A 13829-nucleotide genomic window follows, 5' to 3' on the forward strand; every position below is an offset into this window, starting at 1 on the left:
CGCGCCCACGGCGCGCACCTCGCGATACCGGCGCGCATCAGCGCTGCGGACCAGAGCGAGCAAAGCGCCGATCAGGCACGTTCTCTCGGAACGGCGAAACCGAACGTCCGCCCGTCGCCGCGGTGCGGGCCGGAACCCGTGGCGGATCCCGGATTCACTCTCCGGGCGACGAGCGGACGCTCGGCTGGGGGGCCGGATCCGCCGGAGGGGGGACGGCGGATGCGACGCCCGTGTCCCGCGGTGTCCGGGCCGCGGGACCGGCTGGGGCGGTCAGACGTTCGCGTAGGCCAGCGAGGGAACGCGCTGGATGGCGAACGAGGACCGCAGGTAGAACCACCAGGTGACGGTGGCCATCACCAGGAAGGCCCCGGCGTAGGCCCAGAACGCGGGGGCCATGCTGTGCAGGTGGGTGTTGGACAGCCGCAGGGCCTGCTGCAACAGCCAGCCGCCGGAGGCGCCGACCGCGCCGATGACGCCGATCGCCGCGCCCGCCTGGCGTTTCGCCGAAGCGGCGGCCTCGGCCGCGTCGAGGCCGTGCTCGGAGGCGTACTTCTTGGACTCGGCGCTGAAGATGGTCGGGATCATCCGGTAGGTCGAGCCGTTGCCGATGCCGGTGAGCACGAACAGCAGCAGGAACGCCAGCAGGTAGAGCGGGAAGCTCTTCAGTTCCAGCCCGGCCATGATCAGCGCGACCGCGACCGCCATGGCGCCGAAGACGTAGAAGGTGATCTTCGCGCCGCCGACCTTGTCGGACACCCAGCCGCCGAACGGCCTGCTGAACGAGCCGACCAGCGCGCCGAGGAACGCGAGGTTACCGAGCGTGGTGATCCAGCCGATCTTGGCCAGGTCCGGGAAATTGGCCTTGATCAGCGTCGGGAAGGCGAAGGAGAAGCCGATGAACGAGCCGAAGGTGCCGATGTAGAGGATCGCCATCACCCAGGTGTGCCGGTTGGTGAGCGCGAGCCGGTAGGACTTGCCGTCGGACTTGGCGGTGCTGATGCTGTCCATGTAGCGCAGCGCGCCGAACGCGGCGGCCAGGATGAACGGCACCCAGACCAGCACCGACAGCGTGATTCCGAAGCGGTAGCCGCCCGGGTCCTTGGCCATGAGGTGGGTGCCGAAGGTGATCAGCAGCGGCAGCACCAGCTGCGTCTGGGCGACGCCCAGGTTGCCGCCCGCGGCGTTGATGCCCAGCGCCGCACCCTTCTTGCCCTCGGGGAAGAAGAAGTTGATGTTGGCCATCGAGGAGGAGAAGTTGCCGCCGCCGACGCCCGCGAGCGCCGCCAGCAGCAGGAACACCCACATCGGCGTGCCCGGCTGGTTGACGAACCAGGCCAGGCCGAGCGTCGGAATCAGCAGCATTCCCGCGCTGAACACGGTGAACGCCCGACCGCCGAACCGGGGAATGGCGAAGGTGTACGGAATGCGCAGCGCGGCGCCGACCAGGGTGGGGGTGGAGGTGAGCAGCAGGGCGTTGCTCACCGCGACGGGGTTGCCCTTGCCCAGACCGGCGAGGAAGTCGAATCCGGCGGCGCCCATGCTGGTCACGACGGTGCCCCAGATGACCCAGATGCTGAAGCCGAGATTCTCGGCGAATACGGAGAACATCAAATTCTTGCGCGCGGTTTTCGCGCCACCGGATTCCCAGAACTTCGCGTTGTCCGGATCCCAGTGATCGAGCCAGCGTCCACGTTTCTGGTATTCGAAAGTCGTTGGGTGCGACTGCTGGCCGGTGGCTGCTACGACGGTCATCGGCTTCCTCTCGATTCGGCTCGACCGGCCCTCATCGCGGCTGTGCCGCCGGCGGCTGTCGAGTGCCTGGCTACGGTCGAGATAAAGGTAGGAGCCGCGTGTTGCGTCCCCGTGGCCCTCGATGACGTTCCCGGCAAATCCGACTCACATCGCGCGGCCCCGAATGGTGACCACTCGGTTACCTGCGCCGTTTATCGCGCGTCCGGATATTCCGCGATGAGCGAGTTGAGGAAGCACCGCGTCGCCGCGGCGGCGCGTTCGGGATCACCGTCGATCACCGCGTGCACCAAGGCGGCGTGCTCCTCGGTATAGGAGTCGTCGGACTTCGATGTCCGTGCGCGGATGACCTGTTCGATGATGGGCAGCAGCGAATCGTAGAACTCGAGATACACCGCGTTGTGGCTCGCGACGACGATCGCGCGGTGCAGCTGGACGTCCGCCTCGATCGCGGCGGCGGAGTCCTCGTCCCACTTCTTGTCGCGTTCGGCCAGCAGGCGCAGCAGATTCGCGATATCGGTGTCGTCGCGGCGGCGCGCCGCCAAGCCCGCGGCGGTGACGTCCAGCGCGAGGCGCAGTTCCAGGACGTCGCGTTCCTCGGCGTCGGCGAAATACTTGCCCAGTGTTCCGCCGAGGTCCGACGCCGCGATCACGTAGGTGCCGGAACCTTGGCGACGCTCGAGCATGCCGGCGTGCACGAGGGCCTGGACGGCCTCGCGCACCGTGTTACGGCCGGTGCCGGTGAGCTCGGTGAGCTCCGGCTCGGTCGGGATGCGGGAGCCGATCGGCCAACGGCCGGAACGAATTTCGGCACGCAGCTGGTCGGTCACCTGGGCGATGAGGCTGGTGCGCCGGACGGGTTGCACCTCGACAGAGTACCGCCCATCACAAATCGTTGCCGGTCATCATCCGGTCATCCTATGATTTCTCGGTGACTGTGACCCTTCCCGGAACCGAGGCTCGCCAGGAATCCGTCCTGGTCGAGCGCCGTCGACGTGCGCTGACCGAGGGCCGCCTGCTGGTACTCACCGCCATCGTGATGTCGGCGCTCACGCTGCGGGTCGCCGTCACCGCGTACAGCCCGCTGGCCGAGCGGATCGGCGCCGAGATCGGTTACGGGGCAGCCGTTGTCGGCGTCTTCGGCATGATCCCCACCGCCATGTTCGCGCTGTCCGGGCTGCTCACCCCGGTCCTGGCGGTCCGGCTCGGGCTGGAGCGCACCGCGCTGACGGCCATGCTGATGGCGGGCGCGGGCATGGTGCTGCGGGTACTGATGTCGGGCACCGCCGAACTGCTCGTCTTCTCGGCCCTCGCCCTCGCGGGCATGGGCATCGGAAACGTGGTGATCCCGCCGCTGGTGAAGCGGTACTTCCCGGATCGCGTCGCCGTGATCAGCTCGCTGTACATCGTGATGGTGCAACTCGGCACGGTCGTGCCCGCCTTCATCGCGGTCCCGGTCGCGGACGCGCACGGCTGGCGCGTGTCGCTCGGGGTGTGGGGCGTGCTCGGCTTCGCCGCGGCGGTGCCGTGGCTGGCGGTGCTGCGCGGCAGGCGCGGTCACGACGGCGCGGACCGGACGGCCGTGCCGGAGCAGCCGCCCACCGGGCGCGTGTGGCGCTCGCCCATCGCCTGGGGAATGGCGGGCATGTTCGGCATGACCTCGCTCACCACCTACGCGATGTTCACCTGGTTGCCGAAGATCCTGAGCGAGGCGGGCGCGAGCGCCGCGTACGGCGGGGCCATGGTCGGTCTGTTCGCCGTGGTCGGCCTAGTGGCCGCGCTCACCGCACCCACCGTGGTCGCCCGGTTCCGCAATCCGTTCCCTGTGGTGGTGGGCTGCGCGGTGCTGTTCTTCATCGCGTTCGCCGGACTGCTCATCGCGCCGATGGCCGCGCCGATCCTCTGGGTCGTCGTGCTCGGTCTCGGCCCGAGTACGTTCCCGATGGCGCTGACGCTGATCAACCTGCGCACCCGCACCCCTGCCGGGTCGGCCGCGCTGTCCGGCTTCACCCAGGGCGTCGGCTACGCCGTGGCCTGCGTGGGCCCGCTGCTGTTCGGCGTGCTGCACACGGCGACGGGTGGCTGGCTGCTTCCGTTCGCGCTGCTCGGCCTGGCGGTGCTGGTCCTGCTGGCGGGCGCCTGGCAGGCGTGCAAGCCGCGGCTGCTCGAAGACACCTGGAATTGAGGCGCGGCGCCGTCGGCGCCGAATCTCACAGCTCCGGTTGCGCGACTGTGCGAACAGGGTGAGGATGTGCGCATCCGAATTGTGCGACGTAGCGCGCGTCACACCTCACCGCCCGCGGAATTCGAATTCTGTCCTTTTGTGACGCATGGAAACCGTTGTGTCACATGCCTGAAACATTCCCGCGAAACTCACCCCCGATCGCGGGTAATCGTGAGCAACCGTTGATTTGACGGTCATTTCGCGCAGCATTTCGGCAATACCCCTTTCCTACCGTGGAGCCAACCGACATTGGGAGGCCCCGTTGAGCACGCTGACGCGTAACCGTCTGGAAGCGCTGGGACGGACGAAGATCCGCAGGCCGCGCATCGAGCACTGGGATGCGGAGGATGTCGCCGCCTGGGAAGCGGGCGGCAAGGACGTCGCCCGGCGCAACTTGATCTGGTCGGTCTTCGCCGAGCACGTCGGATTCTCGGTGTGGTCGATCTGGTCGGTGATGGTGCTGTTCATGCCGACCGACAAGTTCGGCATCGACCCGGCGGGCAAGTTCTTCCTGGTCGCCATGCCGACCCTGGTGGGCGCGTTCCTTCGGATTCCCTACACCGTGGCGACCGCGCGGTTCGGCGGGCGCAACTGGACGGTGTTCAGCGCGGCGATGCTGCTGATCCCGACGCTGCTCACGCTGTATTTCATCAACCAGCCCGGCACCTCGTACACCACCTTCCTGGTGGTCGCGGCCTTCGCGGGCTTCGGCGGCGGCAACTTCGCCTCCTCGATGACCAACATCAACGCCTTCTACCCGCAGCGGCTCAAGGGCTGGGCGCTCGGCCTGAACGCGGGCGGCGGCAACATCGGCGTTCCGGTGATCCAGCTGATCGGCCTGCTGGTCATCGCGACCATCGGCAACGGGTACGCCTCGCTGATCTGCGCGGTCTACCTGGTGCTCATCGCGATCGCCGGACTGGGCGCCGCGCTGTTCATGGACAACCTGCCCAACCAGAAGGCCGATCTGTCCTACATGCTCATGGCCCTGAAGGTGCCGCAGTCCTGGGCGATCGCGTTCCTCTACATCGGCACCTTCGGCTCGTTCATCGGCTACAGCTTCGCCTTCGGCCAGATCCTGCAGATCAGCTTCCGGGCAGGCGGCGACAGCGTCGCGCAGGCCACGCTGCACGCCGCGCAGATCGCCTTCATCGGTCCGCTGCTCGGCTCGCTGGCCCGGCCCTACGGCGGCAAGTGGGCCGACCGCATCGGCGGCAGCCGCGTCACCCTCTACGTCTTCGGCGCCATGATGGCGGCGGCCGTGGTGGTCACCGTGGCCAGCACGATGGCCGACAGCAACAACGGCGTGGCGGGCGGGGCCGTGATGACCGCGCTCGTGGTCGGCTTCATCGCCCTGTTCGTGCTCTCCGGCATCGGCAACGGGTCGGTCACCAAGATCATCCCGTCGGTGTTCGAGGCCAAGTCCAGGAGCCTGGACGCCACGCCCGCCGAACGGTCGGCCTGGTCGCAGAACACCTCCGGCGCGCTGATCGGTTTCGTCGGCGCCATCGGCGCCCTCGGCGGCGTGGGCATCAACCTGGTGCTGCGCTCCTCCTACGCGTCCACCAAGTCGGCCACCACCGCGTTCTGGGTGTTCATGGCCTTCTACGTGCTGTGCGCCCTGGTGGTCTGGGCGGTGTTCCTGCGCCGTCCCAGCCTGCGGGGCCTGCCCGCCGACTCCGATGTCGTGACCGAGGCGGAGACCTTCGTCCTCGAAGCCGAAGCGGGCCAGTCCCCGTCCCAGACCCCGTCCGCCGGCTCGTCGGCCCGCGCTTGACACCCGATCCAGTCCAGGAGGACACACAGATGAACCCCACAGTCGCTCGTAAGACCGCGGTGGTCGTCGGCCACGGAATGGTCGGGCACCGGTTCGTCGAGGCGCTGCGCTCGCGCGACACCGAAGGCCGCTGGCAGGTGATCATCCTCAGCGAGGAGAAGCTGCCCGCCTACGACCGCGTCGGCCTCTCCTCCTACGTCGGCGCGTGGGACGCGAGCGCGCTCGCGCTGCCCGGCAACGAGTACGCCGGTGACGAGCTGGTCGAGCTGCGCCTGGGCCAGAGCGCCGAGTCCATCGACCGGGCGGCGCGCAAGGTGACCACCTCGTCGGGCGACATCCTCGCCTACGACGCGCTCGTGCTGGCCACCGGTTCCTACCCGTTCGTGCCGCCGGTGCCCGGCCACGACGACCCCGCCTGCTTCGTCTACCGCACCCTCGACGACCTCGACGGCATCCGCGCGGCCGCCGAAGCCGCCGGTCCCGGCGGGGTGGGCGTGGTGGTCGGCGGCGGCCTGCTCGGCCTGGAGGCCGCGAACGCGCTGCGCCTGCTCGGGCTCACCCCGCACGTGGTCGAGTACAACACCCGGCTGATGCCCGCCCAGGTCGACGAGGGCGGCGGCGCCATCCTGGAGCGCCTGGTCACCGATCTCGGCCTGCACGTGCACACCGGCGTGGGCACCTCCTCGATCGAGGCGGCCGACCAGGGAGTGAAGGTCACCCTGTCCGACGAGACGGTGATCGAAGCCGGGCTCGTGGTGTTCTCCGCCGGTGTCCGCCCGCGCGACCAGATCGCCCGCGACGCGGGAATCGAGGTCGGCCCCCGCGGTGGCATCATCACCGATCTCGGCTTGCAGACCTCCGACCCGAACATCTGGGCCATCGGCGAATGCGCCGCCGTCGAGGGCGTGTGCTACGGCCTGGTCGCGCCGGGCTACAGCACCGCCGAGATCGTGGCCGACCGCCTCCTGGGCGGCTCGGGCGAGTTCCCGGGCGCGGACATGTCGACCAAGCTCAAGCTGCTGGGTGTGGACGTGGCCAGCTTCGGTGACGCGCACGGCGTCACCGAGGGCGCGCTGTCGGTCGTGCTGCACGACGCGGCCAAGGGCACCTACGCCAAGCTGGTCGTCTCCGACGACGCGAAGACCCTGCTCGGCGGCATCCTGGTCGGCGACGCCACCGCCTACTCGGCGCTGCGCCCGCTGGTCGGCCGCCCGCTGCCCGCCGAACCGGCCGCGCTGATCTCGCCCGCGGGCGCCGAACTGGGCGCCGACGCGCTGCCCGACGACGCGCAGATCTGCTCGTGCAACAACGTGTCGAAGGGCGCGATATGCGGGGCGATCGCCGACGGCGCCTGCGACGTCCCGGCGATCAAGAGCTGCACCACCGCCGGAACCTCCTGCGGCGGTTGCGTTCCCATGCTCAAGAAGCTGCTCGAGCAGTCCGGCGTGGAGATGTCCAAGGCGCTGTGCGAGCACTTCGAGCAGTCGCGCGCCGAGCTGTTCCAGATCGTCCAGGTCACCGGCATCCGCACCTTCTCCGGCCTGATCGCCAAGTACGGCAAGGGCGCGGGCTGCGACATCTGCAAACCGACCGTGGCGTCCATCCTCGCCTCCACCTCGAGCGACCACATCCTCGACGGTGAGCAGGCCGCGCTGCAGGACACCAACGACCACTTCCTGGCCAACCTCCAGAAGAACGGCACCTACTCGGTGGTGCCGCGGATGCCCGGCGGCGAGGTCACCGCCGAGCAGCTGATCACCATCGGCGAGGTGGCCAAGGAATTCGGCCTGTACGTGAAGGTCACCGGCGGCCAGCGCATCGACCTGTTCGGCGCGCGCGTCGAGCAGTTGCCGCTGATCTGGAAGCGGCTGGTCGACGCGGGCATGGAATCCGGTCACGCCTACGGCAAGTCGCTGCGCACCGTGAAGAGCTGCGTCGGCTCCACCTGGTGCCGCTACGGCCAGCAGGACTCGGTCGGCATGGCCGTGCTGCTGGAGAAGCGCTACCGCGGCCTGCGGTCGCCGCACAAGCTGAAGCTCGCGGTCTCCGGGTGCGCCCGCGAATGCGCCGAGGCGCGCGGCAAGGACGTCGGCGTGATCGCCACCGAGAACGGCTGGAACCTCTACGTCGGCGGCAACGGCGGCCTCACCCCGAAGCACGCGGTGCTGCTGGCCGGTGAACTCGACGACGAGACGCTGATCAAGTACATCGACCGGTACCTGATGTTCTACATCCGCACCGCTGATCGTTTGCAGCGCACCGCTCCCTGGCAGGAAGCGCTGGAGGGCGGCATGGATTACCTCAAGCAGGTGATCTGCGAGGACAGCCTCGGCATCGCCGAGGATCTGGAGGCGGCGATGGCCCAGCACGTCGCCGGCTACCGCGACGAGTGGGCCGCGGTGCTGGACGACGAGGAGAAGCTTTCTCGCTTCGTGTCGTTCGTCAACGCCCCGGAGGAAGCGGATCCGACGATTTCGTTCGACGATTCGGGCGAACGGAAGGTTCCCGTCCTGCTCGGACTGCCCAAAGTTCCCGTCGCCACGCAGGGGAAATGACCGCTTAACCGCTTGGAAACAGAACGCCGGTACCAATGAGTAAGGCGTTTGGAGGATGACACCGATGACCGTGATCGATACCCCCGGCATTGCCACAGCTACCACCACCGGGTGGACACAGGCTTGCCGTCTCGACTACCTGATTCCCGGCCGCGGCGTTGCGGTGTTGCTGAAAGGCGGCCAGCAGGCCGCCCTGTTCCTGCTGGATAACGGCATGCTGTATGCCGTCGGCAATATCGATCCGATCGGCCGGGCGGCGGTCATGTCGCGTGGGATCGTCGGCGACCGCGGTGGGGCGCCCGTCGTGGCCTCGCCGCTGCTGAAGCAGGCCTTCTCTCTGGTCGACGGGCGTTGCCTGGACGACGAATCGGCGGTGCTGCCGGTGTACGCGGTGCGCGTGGACGACGGCATCGTTTCGATTTCCAACGAGCCGGTTGCCGCCGCGCTCGCGTCCTCGGATGGATGAAACGCCAATGACAACAATTGACGCCGGCGAGAGCCTGGCCGGATTCACGGTGGGCATCACGGCGGCCCGGCGGGCGGTGGAGTTCGCCACGCTGCTCGAACGCCGGGGCGCGACCATCGTTTCGGCGCCCGCCATCCGGATCATCCCGCTGTCCGACGACAACGAGCTGGAACGAGTGACCCGGCAGCTGGTCGCCGATCCACCGCAGATCACCGTGGCCACCACGGGAATCGGGTTCCGCGGGTGGATGGAGGCGGCCGAAGGCTGGGGCCTGGCCGAGGACCTGCGCACGACGCTGGGGACCACCCGGATGCTCGCGCGCGGCCCGAAGGCCAAGGGCGCCATCCGCGCCGCGGAATTGCGCGAGGAATGGTCGCCCGCCTCCGAGTCGTCCGCCGAAGTGCTCGATCACCTGCTCGCCGAAGGCGTGGAGGGCGTCCGGATCGCCGTGCAGTTGCACGGTGCCACCACCGAGTGGGAACCGGTACCCGACTTCTGCGAGGTCCTGCGGTGCGCGGGCGCGGATGTCGTGCCGGTGCCGGTGTACCGCTGGGTGCCGCCGGACGATCAAGGGCCGATGGATCACCTCATCGAGTCGATCGTCACCTCCGGCATGGACTGCGTCACCTTCACCAGCGCCCCTGCCGTGGCGTCGATGTTGATGCGTGCCAAGGAAACCGGACTGCTGGAGGGGTTGCTCTACGCGCTGCGCGGCCGGGTGCTGCCCGCCTGCGTCGGCCCGATCACGGCCGCGCCGCTGGAGGAACTCGGGGTGCCCACCTCGATGCCGGGCCGGGCCCGCCTCGGTGCGCTGGCCCGCCACGTCGCCGAGGAACTGCCTCGGCGCGCCAACCGGATTCACGCCGCGGGCCACATCATCAGCGTGCGCGGCGCCTGCGTGGTGGTCGACGGTCAGGTGCGTCAGCTGGCGCCCGCCCCGATGGCCCTGATGCGCTCGCTGGCCCGTCAGCCCGGCCGGGTCGTCTCCCGCGAGGACTTGCTCGCCGCGCTGCCCGGCGGCGGGGACGACACGCACGCGGTGGAGACCGCCATCGCCCGGCTGCGCGCCGGACTCGGCACGCCGAAGGCGATTCAGACCGTGGTCAAACGCGGGTACCGGCTCGCGCTGGACCCGGCGGAATGTACCGACAACAATCCACGGCCCACCGCGACAGGAGGCCCGCAGGTGCCCGGCGTCGGAATTCCGACCCGGGCACCTCGGCACATCCAGACTGCGGGGAGCTGGTGACCGCGCCCGCCCTGGTGCTGGTGGCCCACGGGACGCGCAGCACCAAGGGCGTGCAGATGATCGCGGCGCTCGCCGAGGCCGTGACGAAGGAACTCGGTGCCGGGATTTCGGGGCCCGGCACCGAGACCGGCGACAGTCCCTGGGTGCGCACGGCATTCGTGGACGTGCTCGGCCCTTCGCCGTCGGAGGTGCTGCGCGACCTGGTCACCCCCACCGGCGAATCCGTACCCGCCGTCCTGGTTCCGGCGTTCCTGGCCTCGGGATACCACGTGTACCAGGACGTGCCGCGTGAGGTCGCCGAGAGCGCCCATCCCGCGGTGACGGTCACGCCCGCCATGGGCCCGGACCCGGCGCTGGCGCGGATCATGGCGATGCGCCTGCGCGCGGCGGGCTGGGCCCCGGGCGACGCGGTCGTCTTCGCCGCTGCGGGCTCCTCGGATGCCCGTGCCCGGCAGGACGTCCGGCGCGCGGCCGCGCTGCTGGCCGAGCACCTCGGGGTCGCGGTCCGCATCGGCTACGTCGCGACCGGCGCGCCGCGCGTGCCGGACGTCGTCGCGGAATTGCGCGCGGCGGGGGCGGACCGGGTCTTCGTCGCCTCGTACCTGCTCGCGCACGGCCTGTTCCAGCAGCGCCTGCACGAAGCGGGAGCCGACGGCGTCGCCGAGCCCATCGGTGTGCACCCGGCGGTCGTCCGGTTGATCGCCGACCGCTACCGGGTGGCCGCGGGGGAGATGGTCCGGGCGCGGGCTCGCTGAGCGATCGGCATTCCGCGCCGCCACCGGTACCGGCAGGGCTGGTCTACGGTTCCGGCGGCTCGGACGAGGCGGTGAGCCGCCCGGTCCGCCGCGGTTCCGCGGTCATCGCTTTCGTTCGGCGGCATAGGGATTCGCCGGGTTCGCCGCGACGAACTGCGACCAGGTCTGTGTGCCGTCGGGATGATCCGGGCAGGTGTTCAGGCCCGCGCGGAACGCGCTCCCGATTCGGCCGGGCACCGGGAGCGGGACGATCCGCCGCGGCCGCTGCCGGGCGGCTTGCCAGACCTGCGCCAACTGGCTCATCGTCCGCACTTCCGGACCCCCGAAGTCCGGAGCCCGGCCGAGCGGCTCGCCGTCGGCCAGCGCGGCGAGCCGCCGCGCCACGTCGGCGGCGGCGACCGGCTGGAAACGGAAGTGCGGCGGCAGCGGCGCCACCGGCCATCTCTCGACGCTGTGCAACACGGCCGCGATCAGCTCGTGGAACTGCGTCGCCCGCAGGATCGTGTGCGGCACGCCACTGTCGATGACGGCTTGCTCGCAGGCCAGCTTGTTCCGGTAGTACCGGAACGGGATGCGGTCGATCCCGACGATCGACACGTACAGCAGGTGCCGGACCTCTCGAGCGTGCCGCAGCAGATGCTCGGTCTGGGCGAGGTCGGAGCCGCCCATCCGGCGGAAATCCGAGGCCGCGTGCACGATTACGTCGGTACCCGCCGCGGCCTCCGCCACGCCGGTACCGGTGCGCAGATCGCCCACATGCGTGCCCGCTCCCGAGCGACGGGAGAGCACCCGCACATCATGACCCGCTTCGCGCAGCCGATCGACCACAAGCCTGCCCAGCGCGCCGGTTCCGCCCGTGACGAGAATCTTGGTCATGGTCAACTTCTACCGAGGAAACCGGGCAGGCGTAGGCAAGTGCGCCGTCACAGTGGCGAGTCGCACAGCCGGTAGCAGGGCCGGCCGCGGAGCGATTGTTCGGTCGCGTCGGTTCGGTGGGCCCGCCTGCCGCGCGCTAGGGCCGAGTAAGTTCCCCGCGGCTCATCGAGGCGGGCGCGCGGGTGAACGACGCGCGGTAGCTGCTCGGTGGCACCCCTACCTGCCGGATCATGTGCTGCCGCAACGACTCCGCCGAGCCGAGGCCGCTGTGCCTGGCCACCTGGTCCATCGGCAGCGTGGTGGATTCCAGCAGTTCCCTTGCGCGTTGTAAGCGCTGGTGCAGCAGCCATTTCTGCGGGCTGAGACCGGTTTCCTCGTGGAAGCGGCGGGTCAGTGTGCGAACGCTGGTGCGCGCGTGGGCGGCCAGGTCGTCCAGCGACAGCGGCGTGTCCAGCCGCCGCAGCGCCCAGGCGCGGGTGTCGGCGAGCGTGACACCTTTCTCCGCGGGCAGGGGTGCGTCCACGAACTGAGCTTGCCCGCCGGACCGCACCGGCGTGACGACGGCGGTGCGGGCGGCGGCGTTCGCCACCGTCGCGCCGTAGTCGATGCGAATCAGGTGCAGGCACAGATCGATTCCGGCCGCCGCGCCCGCGGCCGTGGTGATCGGGCCGTCCTCGATGAACAGCGCGTCGCTGCGGACCGCCACATCCGGGTGGTTCGCCGCCAGTTCGTCGGCCAGGCCCCAGTGCGTGGTGGCGGTGCGGCCGGACAGCAGGCCCGCCTGCGCCAAGACGAAAGCGCCGCTGCAGATCGAGGTGACGCGTTTGCCCGCGGCCACCGCGCCACGCAGGGCGGTCAGTGTGGCGGCGTCGGCGTCCGCGCGGCTGCCGGTGCTCGGCACGATGACGATGTCCGCTTCCTCGATCGCCGCCAGGCCGCGGGAGACCACCACGTCGAAGCCACCCAGTCCGGCGGGCAGCACGCCGGGCGCCGCGGTGCACACGAGGATGCGGTAGCCGGGTTCGCCGTCCACCATCGCCGCGCCGAGCACCGTTTCCGGCATGGCCAGGTCGAAAGCCTTCACCGGGGGAACCGCGACAACGGCGACAGTCAGCATGGCCCGATCCTTGGGATAGTTGGCAATCCGGCCAGTAGTCTACCCGCCCGCGTCCCGGCAGGCTGACTGGTACGCGATCGGCAAACGGCACGGACAGACCTGCGTTCGCGTGAATCTGGTTGTTGTAGAGAGGAATTCGCATGCAAACGCATGTCATCGTCGGTCGCGGCGCCACTGCTTCGGCCACCGCGGCGCTACTCGCCGAGTCCGGCGACCGGGTACGCATGGTCAGCCGCAGCGGCGCTGGGCCCGAGCACCCGCGGATCGAACGAATCGCCATGGACGCGCTGGATGCGGCCGCGCTGACCGCCGTCGCGGAGGGTGCGGAAACCTTGTTCAACATGGCCATGCCCGCGTATCACACCTGGCCGCAGACCATTCCGCCGTTGTTCGGGTCCATCCGGTCCGTCGCCGAGCGGACCGATGCGAACTACGTGATGCTCGGCAATCTGTACGGCTACGGTCCCGTCGACAGTCCGGTCACCGAGCAGTCCCCGCTCGCGGCCACCGGCCCGAAAGGACTGGTGCGCGCCCGCATGTGGCGCGAAGCCGAAGAAGCGCACCGGGCGGGACGGGTGCGCGTCACCGAGGTCAGGGCGGGACAATTCGTCGGCCCCGGTGCGATCTCGTTGTTCTCACTGCTCGCCCAGCCGAAGATCCTGGCCGGGCAGTTGGCGCTGCTGCCGCAGGAACTCGACCTGCCGCACGCCTACACCGCGGTCGGTGACGCGGCGGCGGCGGCGGTCGCCGTCGCTCGCGACGAGCGCGCGTGGGGCCGCCCCTGGCATGCGCCGAGTATCACGGCGACCGTACGGGAGATGGCCGGGCGGTTCGCCGCGGCCGCCGGAGCGCCCGAGCCGCGGCTGGCCGTCATGAGCGATCGGGAGCTGACGCTGCTCGGTCTGACCGATCCGTTCTACGCCGAACTGTTCGAGACATACCACATGTCCCACGAGGTCTTCACAGTCGACGATTCAGCCATTCGTGACACGTTCGGACTGAAGGCATCCGATCTGGATGAGGTGTTCGCACAGGTGGTGCGCGGGGATTGATGGCGGTGC

11 protein-coding genes are annotated in these 13829 nt (G+C 69.6%); 7 read left to right on the top strand and 4 right to left on the bottom strand.

The window, feature by feature from the left end; translation table 11 throughout:
• Nucleotides 1-270 precede the first annotated feature (270 nt).
• Both ABZ803_RS04430 and ABZ803_RS04435 read right to left on the bottom strand, forming a co-directional pair.
• On the bottom strand, nucleotides 271-1752 hold the full coding sequence (locus tag ABZ803_RS04430) for an MFS transporter (protein ID WP_357032774.1): 1482 nt from the start codon (nucleotides 1750-1752) through the stop codon (nucleotides 271-273).
• A 191-nt stretch (nucleotides 1753-1943) separates the two neighbouring features.
• Nucleotides 1944-2615 (bottom strand): FadR/GntR family transcriptional regulator, encoded by a 672-nt coding sequence (locus tag ABZ803_RS04435; RefSeq protein ID WP_357032776.1) that lies wholly within the window; start codon nucleotides 2613-2615, stop codon nucleotides 1944-1946.
• Between the two features lie 173 nt (nucleotides 2616-2788).
• Here ABZ803_RS04435 and ABZ803_RS04440 point away from each other — a divergent pair, with 173 nt between their 5' ends.
• The 6 genes from ABZ803_RS04440 to ABZ803_RS04465 all read left to right on the top strand — a co-directional run bounded on the left by ABZ803_RS04440 (nucleotide 2789) and on the right by ABZ803_RS04465 (nucleotide 10775).
• Nucleotides 2789-3934: an MFS transporter gene (locus tag ABZ803_RS04440; protein WP_357034276.1), complete on the top strand. Its 1146-nt coding sequence runs from the start codon at nucleotides 2789-2791 to the stop codon at nucleotides 3932-3934.
• 310 nt (nucleotides 3935-4244) lie between these two features.
• Nucleotides 4245-5750 (top strand): nitrate/nitrite transporter, encoded by a 1506-nt coding sequence (locus ABZ803_RS04445; protein ID WP_357034278.1) that lies wholly within the window; start codon nucleotides 4245-4247, stop codon nucleotides 5748-5750.
• A gap of 29 nt (nucleotides 5751-5779) precedes the next feature.
• The gene (gene nirB / locus ABZ803_RS04450) at nucleotides 5780-8305 is read left to right on the top strand and encodes a nitrite reductase large subunit NirB (protein ID WP_357032779.1); all 2526 of its coding nucleotides are present in this window, start codon (nucleotides 5780-5782) and stop codon (nucleotides 8303-8305) included.
• A 64-nt stretch (nucleotides 8306-8369) separates the two neighbouring features.
• The gene (gene nirD / locus ABZ803_RS04455) at nucleotides 8370-8771 is read left to right on the top strand and encodes a nitrite reductase small subunit NirD (RefSeq protein WP_357032782.1); all 402 of its coding nucleotides are present in this window, start codon (nucleotides 8370-8372) and stop codon (nucleotides 8769-8771) included.
• Between the two features lie 7 nt (nucleotides 8772-8778).
• The gene (locus ABZ803_RS04460; RefSeq protein WP_357032785.1) at nucleotides 8779-10020 is read left to right on the top strand and encodes a uroporphyrinogen-III synthase; all 1242 of its coding nucleotides are present in this window, start codon (nucleotides 8779-8781) and stop codon (nucleotides 10018-10020) included.
• The gene (locus ABZ803_RS04465; protein ID WP_357032788.1) at nucleotides 10017-10775 is read left to right on the top strand and encodes a sirohydrochlorin chelatase; all 759 of its coding nucleotides are present in this window, start codon (nucleotides 10017-10019) and stop codon (nucleotides 10773-10775) included. Before ABZ803_RS04460 ends, ABZ803_RS04465 begins: the two co-directional genes overlap by 4 nt.
• Before the next feature lie 102 nt (nucleotides 10776-10877).
• Here the strand turns inward: ABZ803_RS04465 and ABZ803_RS04470 are convergent, their stop codons facing one another.
• Nucleotides 10878-11651, bottom strand: coding sequence for an SDR family oxidoreductase (locus ABZ803_RS04470; RefSeq protein ID WP_357032791.1), 774 nt, complete (start codon nucleotides 11649-11651; stop codon nucleotides 10878-10880).
• 136 nt (nucleotides 11652-11787) lie between these two features.
• Complete coding sequence (locus tag ABZ803_RS04475) at nucleotides 11788-12768, bottom strand: helix-turn-helix domain-containing protein (RefSeq protein ID WP_357032795.1); 981 nt, start codon at nucleotides 12766-12768, stop codon at nucleotides 11788-11790.
• Nucleotides 12769-12908: 140 nt separating this feature from the next.
• Here ABZ803_RS04475 and ABZ803_RS04480 point away from each other — a divergent pair, with 140 nt between their 5' ends.
• The gene (locus ABZ803_RS04480; RefSeq protein ID WP_357032798.1) at nucleotides 12909-13820 is read left to right on the top strand and encodes an NAD-dependent epimerase; all 912 of its coding nucleotides are present in this window, start codon (nucleotides 12909-12911) and stop codon (nucleotides 13818-13820) included.
• The last annotated feature ends 9 nt before the right edge of the window (nucleotides 13821-13829 follow it).

Source organism: Nocardia sp. NPDC047648 (genome assembly GCF_040642815.1).
GTDB classification, from domain to species: domain Bacteria; phylum Actinomycetota; class Actinomycetes; order Mycobacteriales; family Mycobacteriaceae; genus Nocardia; species Nocardia gamkensis.